Here is a 14,338-nt window from a genome sequence, read left to right on the forward strand (position 1 = left end):
ATGAAAGTCCAATTCCTGATTGCTACCGCCGCTCTCGCTGCTCTCACCGCCGCGCCCGCCTCTGCCCAGTTGCTGGGTGGCGGTGGCGGCGGCATGCTCGGCGGCGGCCTGGGTGGCGCGCTGGGCGGCATGGGCGGCGTGGGCGGATCGCTGGGCGGTACGCTGAGCGGTTCGGGCGGCGTTGGCCTCGACCGCAGCATCGACCTGGAGAATGGCCGCGTCGGCGCCAGCGGTTCCGGCCATGGCAGCGGCAACGGTTCTGCCTCCGGATCGGTCAGCCGCCACGGCAAGAGCCACAGCGGCAACGCTTCGGGTTCTGCCAGCGGATCGGCAAGCGGCAGCCTGACGGCCGACACGCTTGGCACCGGCGACGTGCGCAACGCCGTGGGTGGCCTGCGCGACCAGGCCGGCAGCACCGTCGGCGCAGCGCGGGATCGCGCCGCCACAACCGCAGGCGAGGCCAGGGACCGTGCCAGCGCCACCGCAGGGGCAGCGCGCGACCGCGCCGCCAATGCCGCGAATGACACCCGTACTGTAGCCGGCAATGCCGCGGGCAGCGTTGCGGGCGCCGCCAGCGGCGCGGCGAACAGCGCAAACGGCCTGGCATCCGTTGATGCTTCTGGGCAGCTGTCGGGCAGCGGACAGGCATCCGGTTCAGGCAGTTCGACAAACTCGGATCAGGCGGCCAACTGACCTCGCCCGGAGGCGGCATGTCCCCGCCCGGCTTTCAGCCCTATTGCCGCCTCCCCGCCTGATCGAAGGCTGGCGATCCTCACCGGATCGCCAGCCTTCACGCTTTCTGAACCGGGCATCAAAAGCCTTTGATATAAATGGTTTAAGATGATCGCGCTTTTCATGGCGCGCCTAAAGGTCTAGATTGCACATCATAGGGTTCCTTCGGCCATGTCGAACGGAACCGAAGGTCGCCAAAGGTGCGTCGCGGCACCATATTGAAGAGATACGGTACGGAATGTCCGTTTCGGATTCCGATTTTGCTTCCAAGCGGCTTCATGATCGCCAGCGCAGACTGCTGAAGGCACGTATGCGTCATCCAGATCATGGTGAGATCGACATATTGGTCCGCGACGTTTCGGAAATGGGCCTGGGCGGGCGGTGCGACCGCGAACTCGCCGTGGGAGAGAGCGTGGTCATCCTCCTGCCCGACTGCCGGCCTGCCCATGGTCGGATCGCGTGGCGCAAGGGGCAGAGCTTTGGCGTGCAATTGACGGCCGAGATCAATCCGGAGGCGGTCAGAAACCGCGTCACTATCGATCGGCCGACCGAAGGATATCATGTGCCTGACGCATTCCGTCCCTCGATCGAAACGAAACGGCCTGGCTTTCGGACGCGTGCACAGGGGCCGGACACCGATAATAAGTGGCGATGATTTCGCATCTTTCCGGAGCCGTCAGGTTCTGCCCGTCGCAGAACACATGAATGAAGAAGGCCGCCGATCCCACTGGAACCGGCAGCCTTTTCTTCCGTCGCTATGGTACGATCAGGCGACCTTGGTCGCGAATTCCTCGGCTTCGTCGGGATCGCGCAGCACATAGCCGCGGCCCCATACGGTCTCGATGTAATTTTCCCCGCCGCAGGCCAGCGCCAGTTTCTTACGCAGCTTGCAGATGAAGACGTCGATGATCTTGAGTTCGGGTTCGTCCATGCCGCCATAAAGGTGGTTCAGGAACATTTCCTTGGTCAGCGTCGTGCCCTTGCGGAGCGAGAGCAGCTCCAGCATCGCATATTCCTTGCCGGTCAGGTGGACGCGGTTACCGTCCACTTCCACGGTCTTGGCGTCCAGGTTCACCGCCAGCTTGCCGGTGCGGATAACCGACTGCGAATGCCCCTTGGACCGACGGACCACCGCATGGATGCGGGCGATCAGTTCCTCGCGATGGAAGGGCTTCGTCACATAATCGTCGGCGCCGAAGCCGAAGGAGCGAACCTTGCTGTCCATTTCCGCCACGCCGGACAGGATCAGCACGGGCGTCTGCACCTTCGCCGCACGGAGCTTCTTGAGCACGTCATAGCCGTGCATGTCCGGCAGGTTCAGGTCGAGGCAGATGATGTCGTAGTCGTAGAGCTTGCCGAGGTCGAGACCTTCTTCGCCCAGGTCGGTCGTGTAGACGTTGAACCCCTCGGTGGTGAGCATCAGCTCGATCGCCTTGGCCGTCGTCGGTTCGTCTTCGATTAGCAGCACGCGCATGTGAAGCCCCTTTGCGTAGCGGTTCCGTTCACCCCCAGAGAACGACGACCGCTCCAATTCATTAACCAAAAAACTTCTGAAGGACAAAGGTTAATTTTTCGCTAACCGGCAGAATTCCACGAGTCGTGCTATTTTGAATCTGTTTTCAACGTTTTGAACACGAAATGATTCAGATGGAGTCAATATGGATTCGTCTTCGAAACGAGAGCTCAGCAGCCATGATGGCGGGTGAGGAAATCCAGCACCGCATCGACCCGCGCGGGCCGCAACCGCGACGGCGGTGTCACCAGATGGATGCCGATCGGCGGCGGCCGCCAGTCCACCAACAGTTCTTCCAGTTCACCAGCGGCCAGCGCTTGCCCGACGATGAAGTCGGGCAGACGGGCAATGCCGACCCCGGCACGCAGGGCCGGCAGCATCGCCTCGCCGCTGTTGACGGTCAGGCGGGCGCGTACCTGCACCACGACATTCTGCTGGCCCGGCCCCGAAAAGCGCCAGACCTCAGGCGTCGGCGTGTTGGAATAGCAGAGGCAATCATGGCTGCCCAGGTCGGACGGATGGGCGGGGCGTCCCCGTTCCGCCAGATAGGCGGGCGACGCCACCACATGCAGTTCGACATCGGCCAGGCGTCGGGCCCGAAGCGAACTGTCGGGCATGTCGGCGATGCGGATGGTGGCGTCCAGGCCCATTTCCACCAGGTCGATGCGTGCGTCGGAGAGGTGGAGGTCGATGTCGACCAGCGGGTTCTGCTTCGTGAACTCGGCGACCAGCGGTGCGATGCGGAGCAAGCCGAAGGTCATCGGTGCGCCGAGCCTGACAATGCCGGAAAGTTCGGCCGTTTCATCTCTGGCCGCTTCCTCCGCTGCCTGCCCCTCGGACAGGATGCGCGCCGCATGATCGGCCAGCCGCCTGCCGCTCTCAGTCAGCGCGAGGCGACGGCTGGTGCGGCTGAACAGGCTGGTGTCCAGATGCTGCTCCAGGCGCGTCACGGCCTTGGACACGGTGGCCTTGGACACGCTCAGTGCCTTGGCGGCGTCGGTGAAGCTGCGATGTTCGACCACGGCGGCGAACATCGCCCATGCCTCGAAATCCGGAAGACGCATAAGGAAACAATCCGTTTCAATGCTGCTTATTCAAGAAACGATCCTGATCGCTAGATGGGGATTAAGCAAGCCGGAACCGTCCGGCATCGCAATCGAAAGGCATTGATCATGAGTATGACAGTAGGGAGCCTGATCGAGCGTCGCCCCTTCGCGTCTCTCGGTCATGCCGATCATGGCTGGCTGAATGCGCGTCACCATTTTTCCTTTGGCGACTATCATGATCCCGCCCGCATGAACTGGGGCGCGATCCGCGTCTGGAACGATGATGAAATACGCCCCCGTTCGGGTTTTCCGCCGCATCCGCATGCGGACATGGAGATCATCACCTATGTCCGCAAGGGCGCGATCACCCATCAGGACAGCCTGGGCAACAGAGGTCGTACCGAGGCCGGCGACGTCCAGGTGATGAGCGCGGGCACCGGCATCCGCCATGCCGAATATAATCTGGAAGACGAGACGACGACCCTCTTTCAGATCTGGGTCATGCCGCGCTCCAAGGGCGGTCAGCCATGCTGGGGCGCCAAGCCTTTTCCGAAGGGCGACCGATCGGGCGGGCTGGTCGTTCTGGCAAGCGGCCATGCCGAAGATGGCGAGGCGTTGCGCGTCCGCGCCGACGTCAGGCTGCTCGGCGGAACCGTCAAGGCGGGCGAGAGCGTGACCTACGACAGTGCCGAGGGGCGCCACCTCTATCTGGTTCCGGCAACCGGCCGGATCGAGATTGACGGCCAGATTTTCGAGGCGCGGGACGGCGCTGCGATCATCGGCGGCGCGCCCATCGTCATCACCGCCATCGAGGACGCCGAAATCGTCCTGGTGGACAGCGAATAAGGCCCGCCCTTCCTCCCTCTGGGCAGGCCGAAAGGCCGCCTGCGCTCTTCCCCTCCCCCGGCGCAGGCGGCCAACTGTTTTGAAACCTTTTTATTAACAATGTATTAGATGAAATGGAGACGCACATGGCTAAAGTTCTGGTTCTCTACTACTCCTCCTACGGCCACATCGAGACGATGGCGAAGGCCGTGGCGGAAGGCGCCGCCGCCGCAGGGGCGCAGGTCGACATCAAGCGCGTGCCCGAAACGGCGCCGCTGGAAGTCGCGCAGGCCGCTCATTTCAAGCTCGATCAGGAAGCCCCCATTGCGAGCGTCGCCGATCTGGCCGACTATGACGCGATCATCGTCGGCACCGGCACCCGTTTCGGCCGCATGTCGAGCCAGATGGCGGCGTTTCTGGACCAGGCCGGCGGCCTTTGGGCGCGCGGTGCGCTGAACGGCAAGGTGGGCGGCGCCTTCACCTCTACGGCAAGCCAGCATGGCGGACAGGAAACCACGCTGTTCTCGATCATCACCAACCTGCTGCATTTCGGCATGGTCATCGTCGGCCTCGACTATGGCTTTGCCGCGCAGATGGGCGTCGACAAGGTACGCGGGGGTGCGCCCTATGGCGCGACCACGCTGACCGGTGGCGACGGCAGCCGCCAGCCGGGCGAAGAAGAACTGGAAGGCGCGCGCTACCAGGGCCGCCGCATAGCGGAAACGGCGCTGAAGCTGCACGGGTAACACATCGCTGCGCCGTCTTGGCGGTGCAGTCGTTGAGAGCCTTGGGTCGCAGGGCATCAACGCAGAGGGAGCCGGCGCATTGGACTGCGCGTCGGCTCCCTTTCTGCATCCGGGATGCGACGGGACATGTCATTGCGGTTGCGCCCCATCATGGCTGCGGTCGACATGCAGCCTTCCTGAAGCAGGTCGATCAACTTCCTCCCTTCCCTCAGTCCCCCACCTTGCTCTATGGCGGGGACCGAATTTCCCAAGGGGAACGCCAACTTGATCCTTGACCTTGCCGCCGCCGCTTCGGGGGCCATCCACTTCGACCAGCTCGGCCTCAGCCCGGTTGCCCTCGACCTCGGCTTCTTCACGCTGAAATGGTACAGCCTCGCCTATCTGGCGGGCATATTGATCGGCTACTGGTACCTGCTGAAGCTGATTGCCCAGCCCGGTTCCCCCATGGCGCGCCGCCATGCGGACGACATGATCTTCTATGCGACGCTGGGCATCATCATCGGCGGGCGGCTGGCCTATGTGTTCTTCTACCAGCCCGAGATCCTTCGCCATCCGCTCGACATCTTCAAGCTGTGGAACGGCGGCATGTCCTTTCACGGCGGCGCGGTCGGCGTGTCGCTCGGCATTCTCTACATGGCGCGCAAGGAAAAGCTCTCCTGGCTGCGCATCCATGATTTCGTTGCCTGCTGCGTACCGTTCGGCCTGTTCTTCGGCCGGCTCGCCAATTTCGTGAACGGGGAACTGTGGGGCAAGGAAACCGACGTGCCCTGGGCGATCGTCTTCCCGACCGGCGGCCCCTTCCCCCGCCATCCCAGCCAGCTCTACGAGGCTTTCCTGGAGGGCATCGTGCTGTTCCTGATCCTTGCCTTTGCCTTCTGGAAAACCCGCGCGCGCTACAAGCCCGGCATGTTGGTGGGCATCTTCCTGCTCTGCTATGGCATCTTCCGCTTCGGGGTCGAATATTTCCGTGAAGCCGACGCGCAGCTCATGGAATTCGCGGCCCGCACCGGCCTGCACATGGGCCAGTGGCTGTGCGTGCCGATGATCCTGGGCGGCCTGTACCTGATCTTCACCGCCCGGAGCCGCCGCATACGCGTGGAACCGATAGCGGGCAGCGCGAGTGTCAGTTGAGCTGAGCCTGTCGGAACGCCTGGCGCGCCAGATCGCGTCAGGCGGACCGATTTCCATCGCCCATTATATGGCGGAGGCGAACCAGCATTATTACGGCACGCGCGACCCGCTGGGCGCCGCTGGCGACTTCACCACCGCGCCGGAAATCAGCCAGATGTTCGGAGAACTGGTGGGGCTGTGCCTGGCGGACGTCTGGATGCGGTCGGGCAGCCGGCCGGATATCGGCTATGTCGAACTCGGCCCCGGTCGCGCTACGCTCGCCTCCGACGCGCTACGGGCGATGGCCAGCATATCCTTCGTCCCCCGGGTCCATTTCGTGGAGACCAGCCCCAGCCTGCGTGAACGGCAAAGGACGCTGATCCCCAATGTCCTGCATCACGATGCCGTCTCCGGCCTGCCAGAACAGGGTCCGTTGCTGGTCGTCGCGAACGAATTTTTCGACGCCTTGCCCGTGCGGCAGATCGTGCGCAGCGGCGGGGAATGGCGCGAACGGGTGGTGATCTGCCCCGATCCGGACCAGCCCGATCGCTTCGCGCCCGTCACCGGCTATCGCCGCGTCGAATCGGGCATCCCGCCCCTTGCCACCGAAGCGCCGGAAGGTGCGATACTGGAGATGCCGCTGGCGGGCACGGCGATCGCGCTGGAACTCGCACACAGGATCGCGCGGCAGGGCGGCGCAGCTATCATCATAGACTATGGCTATGAGGGGCCGGCGCTGGGGGATACGTTGCAGGCGGTGCGCGCGCACCGTTTCGCGGACCCTTTCATCGAGCCGGGCGAAAGCGACCTCACCACCCATGTCGACTTCACCATGATCGGCAACATGGCGCGACAGGCAGGGCTGCGGGTGCTGGGACCGGTCGGTCAGGGCGCCTTCCTGCGTCAGCTCGGCATCGACGCCCGCGCCGATCAACTGGCCCGCACGACGCCGGCCCGCGCGGAAGAGGTGGAGGCAGCGCGCCTGCGGCTGACCGCCGACGATGCAATGGGAACGCTGTTCAAGGCGATGGCCTGGGTCCATCCCGATTGGGCTGAACCAGCGGGTTTTGAGGGATAGGCCTGGCCTGGCTTCCCTCAATCTTCCTGGTGATAGCGGCTCAGCCTGCGGATGAAGCCGATGAGGCCCGTCTGCCGGCTGCGCTTCATGCGCTCGGCATGCAGGATGGTCTGGACGCGCTGGAAACAATCGTCCGCATCCACATTGCACAGGACATAATCATAGCCGTCCCAATGCGCGATCTCTCCAGCGGCGCGGGACATGCGACCCTCGATCACCTCATTGCTGTCGGTCGCCCGTCCGCGCAGGCGACGCTCCAGTTCCTCCATCGACGGCGGCAGGATGAACACCCGCACCACGTCCCCGCCCGCAATCTGGTGGAGCTGCTGCGCGCCCTGCCAATCGATATCGAACAGAACGTCGCGGCCCGACTTCAACATCGCCTCCACCGCAGCGCGAGGCGTGCCATAGCGCTGGCCGAAGACATGCGCCCATTCCAGGAACTCATGATCGGCGGTCATGCGCCGGAATTCTTCCAGATCGACGAAATGATAATCCTTGCCGTCGACCTCTCCCGGCCGCATCGGGCGGGTCGTCGCCGACACGGACATGGCAAGATCCGGCTCGGCGGCCAGCAATTTGCGCGCGATGGTCGATTTACCGGCGCCGGACGGAGAGGAAAGAACGAACAGGACGCCGCGGCGCTTGAAATCGGGCGTCTCTATGGAGCTGCTGTCGGCCATGGCCGCTCTTGGCGCCATGGACGGGATTTGGCAAGGGGGACTCTGTCGCGCCGTCAGCCCTTGCGAGCCTTGCGCGCCTCCTCGATCAGGATGGGCGGCGGGCTGGTGTCCGGCAGGGCCTTGGCCATGCGCTTGCGATCCGCCTCGCGCTTCGCCTCATAGACCTTGCCGGCCATATAGGCGCCGGTCACGAACAGCGTGCCCATGGGATGGCGCATGATGAGCCGTTTTGCGCCCATGCCCGCCAGCAGGCCGATCACGCCCTTCTTGCCGGTATCGGCGGCCACACGCGCAGCAACGACGGTCGCACCGACGCGGGCTACCTTTCTCAGCAGCCCGTCCTTGCGGGGCGAGCGGATAGCGATGACGGGCTTGTCGGACGATTTTTTCCTCATGGGACATGAATGTACCGCAGCGCGTCGGGTTCCACCATGGTGATGTGGATCAAACCATATTTTCCGGTCGAACAAGCCGGTCGAAGCTTGCCTCGTCGACCAGCCCCAGTTGCAGGCCCGCCTCCCTCAGCGTCAGCCCTTCGGCATGCGCATGTTTCGCGATCCTGGCGGCATTGTCATAGCCAATCTCCGGCGCCAGCGCAGTGACCAGCATGAGCGAGCGGTCGACCAGCTCGGCAATCCGCCTCTCATTCGCCTCCAGGCCATCTATGCAGCGTTCGGCAAAGCTCTCCATCCCCACGCTCAGCAGATGGATCGACCGCAGCACCGCAGCGCCGATCATCGGCTTGAAGACATTGAGTTCCAGATGCCCCTGCAGGCCGCCTACCGTCGCCGCCTGGTGATTGCCGATCACCTGTGCGGCGACCATGGTCAGCATCTCGCACTGGGTGGGATTGACCTTGCCCGGCATGATGGAGCTGCCCGGCTCATTGGCCGGCAGGTCGAGTTCGCCAAGGCCGGAGCGCGGCCCGCTGCCGAGCAGGCGGATGTCATTGGCGATCTTGGTCAGCGCCACCGCCAGCGTCGCGAGGGTAGAGGACAGATGGACCAGCGGGTCATTGGAGGCGAGTGCCTCGAACTTGTTGTCGGCGGCCCGGAACGGCAGGCCGGTCAGCGCCGCGATCTCCTTCGCCACCGCCACGTCGAAGCCCTTGGGCGCATTGAGGCCGGTGCCGACCGCCGTGCCGCCCTGCGCCAGCGCCATCATGCCGTGCATGACCGCCGGCTCGATCCGCTTGCGGCCGCGGTAGAGTTGATGGGCATAGCCGGAAAATTCCTGGCCCAGCGTGAGCGGCGTCGCGTCCTGCAAATGCGTGCGGCCGATCTTGACGATGCCGTCCCAGGCCTTCGCCTTGGCGTCGAGCGCGGCGTGGAGCCGGTCGAGCGCCGGAAACAGTTCCGCCGTTACGGCCCGCGCCGCCGCGATGTGCAGGGCGGTCGGAAAGCTGTCATTGGACGACTGGCCCATGTTCACATGGTCGTTGGGGTGGACGGGGCTCTTGCCGCCGCGCCTGCCCGTCATGCCCTCGTTGGCGATGCCGGCGATCACCTCATTGACGTTCATGTTGGATTGGGTACCGCTGCCGGTCTGCCAGATGACGAGCGGGAACTGGTCGTCATGCCTGCCTGCGACGACCTCGGCCGCGGCAGCCTCTATGGCATCGGCCAAGCCCGACTCAAGCCCGTGGCCGCGATTCACCCGCGCCGCCGCCTGTTTCACGATGGCCAGCGCATGGATGATGCCGATCGGCATGCGTTCGCCCGCGCCGAAGGGAAAATTCTCGATGCTTCGCTGGGTCTGCGCGCCCCAATAGGCGCTGGCCGGCACGTCAATGGCGCCGATGCTGTCGGTTTCGATGCGGCTGTCGTTCAAGTCGGGCACTCCCATGAAATCGCCGGAGTGCCGTCAATCTGGGGAGGCTCGACCCGTTATTCCAGCCTTATTTCTTCTTGCCGAAGTCAACCGTCACGACGTTGGAGCCGTCCTCCGTCGTCACCTGCGGCGCGTCATTTTCCGCCTCTTCATGCGGTTCTGGGGCAATGTCGGCCTGCGCCTGGAACTGAAGCGCGAAATTCACCGCCGGATCGACGAAGGCGGTGATCGCGGCGAACGGAATCGTCAGGTGCGCCGCCACCTGGTTGAAGGTCAGGCTGACCCCGAATTCGTCGTCACTGACCTTCAGATCCCAGAATTTGTTCTGGAGCACGATGGTCATTTCGTCGGGAAAGCGCTCGACCAGATGGCGGGGAATATCCACTCCGGCCGCCTGAGTCTTGAAGGTGATGTAGAAATGATGCGTCCCCGGCAGGCCACCGGACCGCTCGATCTCACCCAGCACGCGGCCAACCACTGCGCGCAGGGCCTCCTGCACGATTTCATCATAGGGAATCAGGCTGTCGGGCAGGTCGTCGCTCATGCGCCAATGTCCTAACGGCGCAGCGGCGCGGGTCAAGTCCGCGCCAAAGATTGCCCGAGCACATTGCAAGACGGGCACAGTGCGCTATAGGGCGCAGCCATGCGCACGGCCGACATTCACCGCAATACTGCGGAAACGCAGATCGACGTGACCGTCAACCTGGACGGCACCGGCATCTATACCGTTTCGACGGGCATTGGCTTCCTGGATCACATGATCGAGCAGCTGTCTCGTCATTCGCTGATCGACATGGACGTGAAGACGGTCGGCGACCTGCATGTGGACCAACATCACACGACCGAGGACACGGCGATCGCCATTGGCGAGGCGGTGGCGAAGGCGCTTGGCGACAAACGCGGCATTTCCCGCTACGGCAGCGTCTATTCCCCGATGGACGAGACGCTGACCCGCGTGTCGCTGGACATTTCCGGCCGCCCCTGGCTGGTGTTCAAGGTGGGCCTCACCGTCCAGAGCATCGGGGAATGGGACAGCGAGATGGTGGAGCATTTCTTCCACAGCTTCGCCCAGGCGGCCGGGATCACGCTGCACATCGAAAATCTCTACGGCAGCAACAATCATCATATCGTCGAAAGCTGCTTCAAGGGCCTCGCCCGCGCGTTGCGGCAGGCGGTGGAGATCGACCCGCGCAAGGCAGACGCCATTCCCTCGACCAAGGGGATGCTGTGACCGCGCTTGCCCTGATCGACTATGGCGCGGGCAACCTTCATTCGGTGCATAACGCCCTGCGCAAGGCGGGGGCGGATCACGCCGTCATCACCGCCGATCCGGAAGTCGTAACCAGGGCGGATCGCATCGTCCTGCCCGGCGTCGGCGCCTTCCGCGCCTGCCGTGACGCGCTGGTCGCGATCCCCGGCATGGTGGAGGCGATGAACGAAGCCGTCCACAAGCGCGGCGTGCCTTTCCTGGGCGTGTGCGTGGGCATGCAGTTGCTGGCCGATGCCGGGGAAGAGTTCGGCCGCCATGAAGGCCTGGGCTGGATAGCCGGCACCGTCAGGCTGATCGAGCCGAGCGACCCCGCGATCAAGGTGCCGCACATGGGCTGGAACGACGTGATGCTGCGCGGCACGCCGCCGCTGCTACATGCGGGCGAGGCCTATTTCCTGCACAGCTATCATTTCGAGGCCGCCGACCAGGCGGATGTCGCCGCCGTCACCGATCATGGCGGGCCGCTGGTCGCCGCGGTGGCGCGCGACACGATCATCGGCTGCCAGTTTCACCCGGAAAAGAGCCAGAGCTATGGCCTTTCCTTCCTGTCCCGTTTTCTGGATTGGCGTCCCTGAAACCGCCGAGGATAATATGAGCCTGATCGTCTTCCCCGCCATCGACCTCAAGGGCGGCCAGGTCGTCCGCCTGGCCGAGGGCGACATGAACCGCGCCACCGTCTATGGCGACAATCCAGCCGCCCAGGCGGTGCTGTTCGCGCAAGCGGGCGCGCAGCATCTGCATGTGGTGGACCTGGACGGCAGCTTTGCGGGCCGCGCTGTCAATGCCGAGGCTGTCGAGGCGATCGTCGCGGCCTTTCCCGGCCATGTGCAACTGGGCGGCGGCATCCGCAATCGGGAGGCGGTGGAACGCTGGTTCGACCTCGGCGTATCGCGCATCGTCATCGGCACGGCGGCGCTCAAGGATCCGGACTTCGTCAAGGCGGCCGCGCGGGACTTCCCCGGCGGGATCGTGGTGGCGGTGGATGCGCGGGACGGCTTCGTCGCGACCGATGGCTGGGCGGAGAAGTCCGACATGCCGGTGGTCGACCTTGCCCGCCGGTTCGAGGATGCGGGCGTGGCCAGCCTGCTGTTCACCGATGTCGGCCGCGACGGCCTGCTCAAGGGCTGCAATATCGACGCGACCGTCGATCTGGCCCGCGCCACCGACATTCCGGTGATCGCCAGCGGCGGCGTCGCCGGGATCGCGGACATTCGCGTGCTGAGCCTGCATGCCGACGAGGGCATTGAGGGCGTGATCACGGGCCGCGCGCTCTATGACGGGCGGCTGGACCTGAAGGCCGCGCTGGCGGTGGCGCAGGCGGCGGCATGACTGTCCGCACCCGCGTCATCCCCTGCCTGGACGTCGCCAATGGCCGCGTGGTCAAGGGCGTGAACTTCATCGATCTGCGCGATGCGGGCGATCCGGTCGAGCAGGCAAAGATCTATGACGCGGCGGGTGCGGACGAGCTCTGCTTCCTCGACATCACCGCCACGCATGAGGCGCGCGGCACGATCATCGACGTGGTCCGGCGCACGGCGGAGGTCTGCTTCATGCCGGTGACCGTGGGTGGCGGCGTGCGCAGCCCGGAGGATGCCCGCGCCTTGCTGCTGGCCGGCGCGGACAAGGTCGCGGTGAACAGTGCGGCGGTCGCCCGGCCGGAGGTGGTGGCCGACATTGCCGACCGCTTCGGCAGCCAGTGCATCGTCGGCTCGGTCGATGCGCGACGGGTGGGCGACGGCCGTTGGGAAATCTTCACCCATGGCGGCCGCAAGCCCACCGGCATCGATGCGCTGGAGCATGCGGTGCGTCTTGCCGAACTGGGCGCCGGCGAACTGCTGGTCACGTCCATGGATGGGGACGGCACCAAGGCGGGCTATGACCTTGCCCTTACCCGTACCATCGCCGACGCGGTGTCGGTACCCGTGATCGCCAGCGGCGGCGTGGGCACCCTGCATCATCTGGTCGAAGGCGTTGTCGAGGGGCATGCCAGCGCGGTGCTCGCGGCCTCCATATTTCACTTCGGTCAACATAGCATTGCTGAAGCGCATCAGGCGCTGGCTGCCGCGGGCATCGCCGTTCGGGCCACCTGATCGACCCGGTTGCTCCGAAAATGTCGGTTTCCTTTACATTAACCAATGAAGGCAGATCGGTATTAACCATGACGGCCCCGCGAGGCCTGCAATTCGCTCGAATGGCACGATGCCTGCATCTCTTCGCCCACCTGACCTAATCAACAGCGGGGTGAAGATGATGAATGTGAACAAGCTGCTTCTGGCCGCCGGCGTGGTCGCTCTGATGGGTGCGGCGGCTCCGGCGGAAGCGACGTGGTGCTGGGGCAAGAAGTGCGGCGGTTCCAGCAGCTCCGGCGGCGGTTCGTCGTCCGGCGGCGCGCCGACGCCAGTGCCCGAACCGGAGCAGATGGCGCTGTTCGGCCTTGGCGCCGCAGCGCTCGGCGCACGGGTTTTCGTTGCCCGGCGCAAGCGCAAGTAAATTTTCGTTTGACGGCTCGCGCGCGTGGCGCTTCATGGCGCCATGCGCGCGACCCTTTTCGACCTTGAACGAACCATCCGTCAAAGGCGGAAGGCCGATCCCGACCAGTCCTATGTGGCGAGGCTGACCGCACGCGGCCGGGCCAAGATCGCGCAGAAGGTCGGCGAGGAGGCCGTGGAGACGGTGATCGCCGCCATGGCGTCGGATCGCGACGGAGCGATAGGCGAAAGCGCAGACCTGCTGTTCCACCTGCTGGTGCTGCTGGCCGATCTCGACATTTCCCTGGACGATGTGCTGGACGAACTCGACCGGAGAGAGGGCGTGTCGGGCATCGCCGAAAAGGCTTCCCGCACGGCCGACTGATCGCCCGTCGGGAAAGATATTGCGGCTTTGGCGTTTGTCCGTCAGCCTCTCAGCCATTGAGAGGACAGGAGGGCATATGTTCAAGACCCTGTTGGGCGGCCTGATCGGCGGCGTCACACTCTATATTGTCGGTTTCATCTTCTGGGGGACGCCGCTCAGCGCCCTCGCCTTTCACCGTGCGGAGGCCGCCGCGGGCAGCAACCTGCAGGCCGCCCTCGCGCAGGCGCTGACGCCATCCGGCACCGGCGTCTATGTGATTCCCGATCCGTCCACCGCCCAGGGCACCATCCTCTATGGCAAGGGTCCGGTCGCAACGATCTTCTACAATAATGGCGGATTTCCCGTGACTGACGCCAGCGCGCTGATCGGCGGCCTGATCCTGGCGCTGGTCGTCGGCGTCATCATCGCGCTGATGCTGCGGTTCGTGGACGCAGACAGCAGGATGAGAGCAACGGTCCTGTTCGCGCTGGCGGCGGTGCTGTGGCTGCATATCGGCCAGGCCGTGTTCAACCATGCGCCGTGGGGCTACATTCTTTATCTGGCCTTCAGCGATTTCGTCGCCCTGGTCGCGGCGGGACTGGTTGCCGCGAAAATCATGGAAAGCCGGCATGCGCCCGAAGCCCAATCTGTGAACCCCGATACGGTGCATTAG

Annotated in this window: 19 protein-coding genes; 13 read left to right on the forward strand and 6 right to left on the reverse strand. The window is 64.5% G+C overall.

All coding sequences use genetic code 11. From position 1 onward, the window contains the following. Together ACN9MX_RS06205 and ACN9MX_RS06210 are read left to right on the forward strand one after the other, a co-directional pair. Positions 1–693: a hypothetical protein gene (locus ACN9MX_RS06205; protein WP_426387372.1), complete on the forward strand. Its 693-nt coding sequence runs from the start codon at positions 1–3 to the stop codon at positions 691–693. Between the two features lie 349 nt (positions 694–1,042). Continuing rightward, positions 1,043–1,387, forward strand: coding sequence for a hypothetical protein (locus ACN9MX_RS06210; protein WP_363734484.1), 345 nt, complete (start codon positions 1,043–1,045; stop codon positions 1,385–1,387). Between the two features lie 111 nt (positions 1,388–1,498). On the opposite strand, the gene ctrA is transcribed toward ACN9MX_RS06210, so the two are convergent. Both ctrA and ACN9MX_RS06220 read right to left on the reverse strand, forming a co-directional pair. Then, complete coding sequence (gene ctrA, locus ACN9MX_RS06215) at positions 1,499–2,206, reverse strand: response regulator transcription factor CtrA (protein ID WP_025549663.1); 708 nt, start codon at positions 2,204–2,206, stop codon at positions 1,499–1,501. Between the two features lie 209 nt (positions 2,207–2,415). Next, positions 2,416–3,309 carry a LysR family transcriptional regulator gene (locus tag ACN9MX_RS06220; RefSeq protein ID WP_133652337.1) on the reverse strand — a complete coding sequence of 298 codons (894 nt, stop codon included), beginning with the start codon at positions 3,307–3,309 and terminating at the stop codon, positions 2,416–2,418. Positions 3,310–3,417: 108 nt separating this feature from the next. Between ACN9MX_RS06220 and ACN9MX_RS06225 the strand changes: the two genes are divergently transcribed. From ACN9MX_RS06225 to ACN9MX_RS06240, 4 genes are all read left to right on the forward strand, one after another. Next, the gene (locus tag ACN9MX_RS06225) at positions 3,418–4,137 is read left to right on the forward strand and encodes a pirin family protein (protein WP_363826401.1); all 720 of its coding nucleotides are present in this window, start codon (positions 3,418–3,420) and stop codon (positions 4,135–4,137) included. Between the two features lie 125 nt (positions 4,138–4,262). Then, entirely contained in the window at positions 4,263–4,862 is a 600-nt protein-coding gene (gene wrbA / locus ACN9MX_RS06230; RefSeq protein WP_363734482.1) for an NAD(P)H:quinone oxidoreductase, read from the forward strand. Positions 4,863–5,090: 228 nt separating this feature from the next. After that, complete coding sequence (gene lgt / locus ACN9MX_RS06235; protein ID WP_426387373.1) at positions 5,091–5,993, forward strand: prolipoprotein diacylglyceryl transferase; 903 nt, start codon at positions 5,091–5,093, stop codon at positions 5,991–5,993. After that, positions 5,983–7,050: a class I SAM-dependent methyltransferase gene (locus tag ACN9MX_RS06240; RefSeq protein WP_363734480.1), complete on the forward strand. Its 1,068-nt coding sequence runs from the start codon at positions 5,983–5,985 to the stop codon at positions 7,048–7,050. Before lgt ends, ACN9MX_RS06240 begins: the two co-directional genes overlap by 11 nt. 17 nt (positions 7,051–7,067) lie before the next feature. On the opposite strand, the gene gmk is transcribed toward ACN9MX_RS06240, so the two are convergent. From gmk to ACN9MX_RS06260, 4 genes are read right to left on the reverse strand one after another with little or no spacing between them, the layout of a single operon-like run. Then, a complete protein-coding gene (gene gmk / locus ACN9MX_RS06245; protein ID WP_363734479.1) occupies positions 7,068–7,733 on the reverse strand; it encodes a guanylate kinase in 666 nt (221 codons plus the stop codon). A 53-nt stretch (positions 7,734–7,786) separates the two neighbouring features. Next, positions 7,787–8,128: a hypothetical protein gene (locus ACN9MX_RS06250; RefSeq protein WP_426387374.1), complete on the reverse strand. Its 342-nt coding sequence runs from the start codon at positions 8,126–8,128 to the stop codon at positions 7,787–7,789. A gap of 49 nt (positions 8,129–8,177) precedes the next feature. Next, complete coding sequence (gene fumC, locus ACN9MX_RS06255; protein WP_426387375.1) at positions 8,178–9,578, reverse strand: class II fumarate hydratase; 1,401 nt, start codon at positions 9,576–9,578, stop codon at positions 8,178–8,180. A 52-nt stretch (positions 9,579–9,630) separates the two neighbouring features. After that, positions 9,631–10,107 (reverse strand): SspB family protein, encoded by a 477-nt coding sequence (locus ACN9MX_RS06260; protein ID WP_133652345.1) that lies wholly within the window; start codon positions 10,105–10,107, stop codon positions 9,631–9,633. Between the two features lie 99 nt (positions 10,108–10,206). On the opposite strand from ACN9MX_RS06260, the gene hisB reads away from it, so the two are divergent. From hisB to ACN9MX_RS06295, 7 genes are all read left to right on the forward strand, one after another. Further along, positions 10,207–10,794 (forward strand): imidazoleglycerol-phosphate dehydratase HisB, encoded by a 588-nt coding sequence (hisB, locus tag ACN9MX_RS06265; protein ID WP_133652346.1) that lies wholly within the window; start codon positions 10,207–10,209, stop codon positions 10,792–10,794. Beyond that, positions 10,791–11,408 (forward strand): imidazole glycerol phosphate synthase subunit HisH, encoded by a 618-nt coding sequence (gene hisH, locus ACN9MX_RS06270; RefSeq protein WP_363734476.1) that lies wholly within the window; start codon positions 10,791–10,793, stop codon positions 11,406–11,408. The genes hisB and hisH overlap by 4 nt, the downstream gene beginning before the upstream one ends. Positions 11,409–11,424: 16 nt before the next feature. Further along, complete coding sequence (gene hisA, locus ACN9MX_RS06275; protein WP_133652403.1) at positions 11,425–12,162, forward strand: 1-(5-phosphoribosyl)-5-[(5-phosphoribosylamino)methylideneamino]imidazole-4-carboxamide isomerase; 738 nt, start codon at positions 11,425–11,427, stop codon at positions 12,160–12,162. Continuing rightward, positions 12,159–12,923: an imidazole glycerol phosphate synthase subunit HisF gene (gene hisF, locus ACN9MX_RS06280; RefSeq protein WP_133652348.1), complete on the forward strand. Its 765-nt coding sequence runs from the start codon at positions 12,159–12,161 to the stop codon at positions 12,921–12,923. Before hisA ends, hisF begins: the two co-directional genes overlap by 4 nt. 160 nt (positions 12,924–13,083) lie before the next feature. After that, positions 13,084–13,323 carry a PEP-CTERM sorting domain-containing protein gene (locus ACN9MX_RS06285; RefSeq protein WP_363735353.1) on the forward strand — a complete coding sequence of 80 codons (240 nt, stop codon included), beginning with the start codon at positions 13,084–13,086 and terminating at the stop codon, positions 13,321–13,323. A gap of 42 nt (positions 13,324–13,365) precedes the next feature. Beyond that, entirely contained in the window at positions 13,366–13,686 is a 321-nt protein-coding gene (locus ACN9MX_RS06290; protein ID WP_363755049.1) for a phosphoribosyl-ATP diphosphatase, read from the forward strand. A 76-nt stretch (positions 13,687–13,762) separates the two neighbouring features. Continuing rightward, positions 13,763–14,338, forward strand: a complete 576-nt coding sequence (locus ACN9MX_RS06295; protein WP_363734475.1) for a hypothetical protein — start codon at positions 13,763–13,765, stop codon at positions 14,336–14,338.

The sequence above is a fragment of the Sphingobium sp. R-21 genome, from assembly GCF_049913335.1.
Taxonomy (GTDB): domain Bacteria; phylum Pseudomonadota; class Alphaproteobacteria; order Sphingomonadales; family Sphingomonadaceae; genus Sphingobium.

Excerpts from the sequence above, each read along its gene's own strand:
- hisF (WP_133652348.1), top strand. The coding sequence starts at position 12,159 with ATGACTGTCCGCACCCGCGTCATCCCCTGCCTGGACGTCGCCAATGGC.
- hisA (WP_133652403.1), top strand. The coding sequence starts at position 11,425 with ATGAGCCTGATCGTCTTCCCCGCCATCGACCTCAAGGGCGGCCAGGTC.
- ACN9MX_RS06260 (WP_133652345.1), bottom strand. The coding sequence starts at position 10,107 with ATGAGCGACGACCTGCCCGACAGCCTGATTCCCTATGATGAAATCGTG.
- ACN9MX_RS06290 (WP_363755049.1), top strand. The coding sequence starts at position 13,366 with ATGCGCGCGACCCTTTTCGACCTTGAACGAACCATCCGTCAAAGGCGG.
- ACN9MX_RS06250 (WP_426387374.1), bottom strand. The coding sequence starts at position 8,128 with ATGAGGAAAAAATCGTCCGACAAGCCCGTCATCGCTATCCGCTCGCCC.
- gmk (WP_363734479.1), bottom strand. The coding sequence starts at position 7,733 with ATGGCCGACAGCAGCTCCATAGAGACGCCCGATTTCAAGCGCCGCGGC.
- fumC (WP_426387375.1), bottom strand. The coding sequence starts at position 9,578 with ATGGGAGTGCCCGACTTGAACGACAGCCGCATCGAAACCGACAGCATC.
- wrbA (WP_363734482.1), top strand. The coding sequence starts at position 4,263 with ATGGCTAAAGTTCTGGTTCTCTACTACTCCTCCTACGGCCACATCGAG.
- ACN9MX_RS06220 (WP_133652337.1), bottom strand. The coding sequence starts at position 3,309 with ATGCGTCTTCCGGATTTCGAGGCATGGGCGATGTTCGCCGCCGTGGTC.
- lgt (WP_426387373.1), top strand. The coding sequence starts at position 5,091 with ATGGCGGGGACCGAATTTCCCAAGGGGAACGCCAACTTGATCCTTGAC.
- ctrA (WP_025549663.1), bottom strand. The coding sequence starts at position 2,206 with ATGCGCGTGCTGCTAATCGAAGACGAACCGACGACGGCCAAGGCGATC.
- ACN9MX_RS06285 (WP_363735353.1), top strand. The coding sequence starts at position 13,084 with ATGAATGTGAACAAGCTGCTTCTGGCCGCCGGCGTGGTCGCTCTGATG.
- ACN9MX_RS06225 (WP_363826401.1), top strand. The coding sequence starts at position 3,418 with ATGAGTATGACAGTAGGGAGCCTGATCGAGCGTCGCCCCTTCGCGTCT.
- ACN9MX_RS06295 (WP_363734475.1), top strand. The coding sequence starts at position 13,763 with ATGTTCAAGACCCTGTTGGGCGGCCTGATCGGCGGCGTCACACTCTAT.
- hisB (WP_133652346.1), top strand. The coding sequence starts at position 10,207 with ATGCGCACGGCCGACATTCACCGCAATACTGCGGAAACGCAGATCGAC.
- ACN9MX_RS06205 (WP_426387372.1), top strand. The coding sequence starts at position 1 with ATGAAAGTCCAATTCCTGATTGCTACCGCCGCTCTCGCTGCTCTCACC.
- ACN9MX_RS06210 (WP_363734484.1), top strand. The coding sequence starts at position 1,043 with ATGCGTCATCCAGATCATGGTGAGATCGACATATTGGTCCGCGACGTT.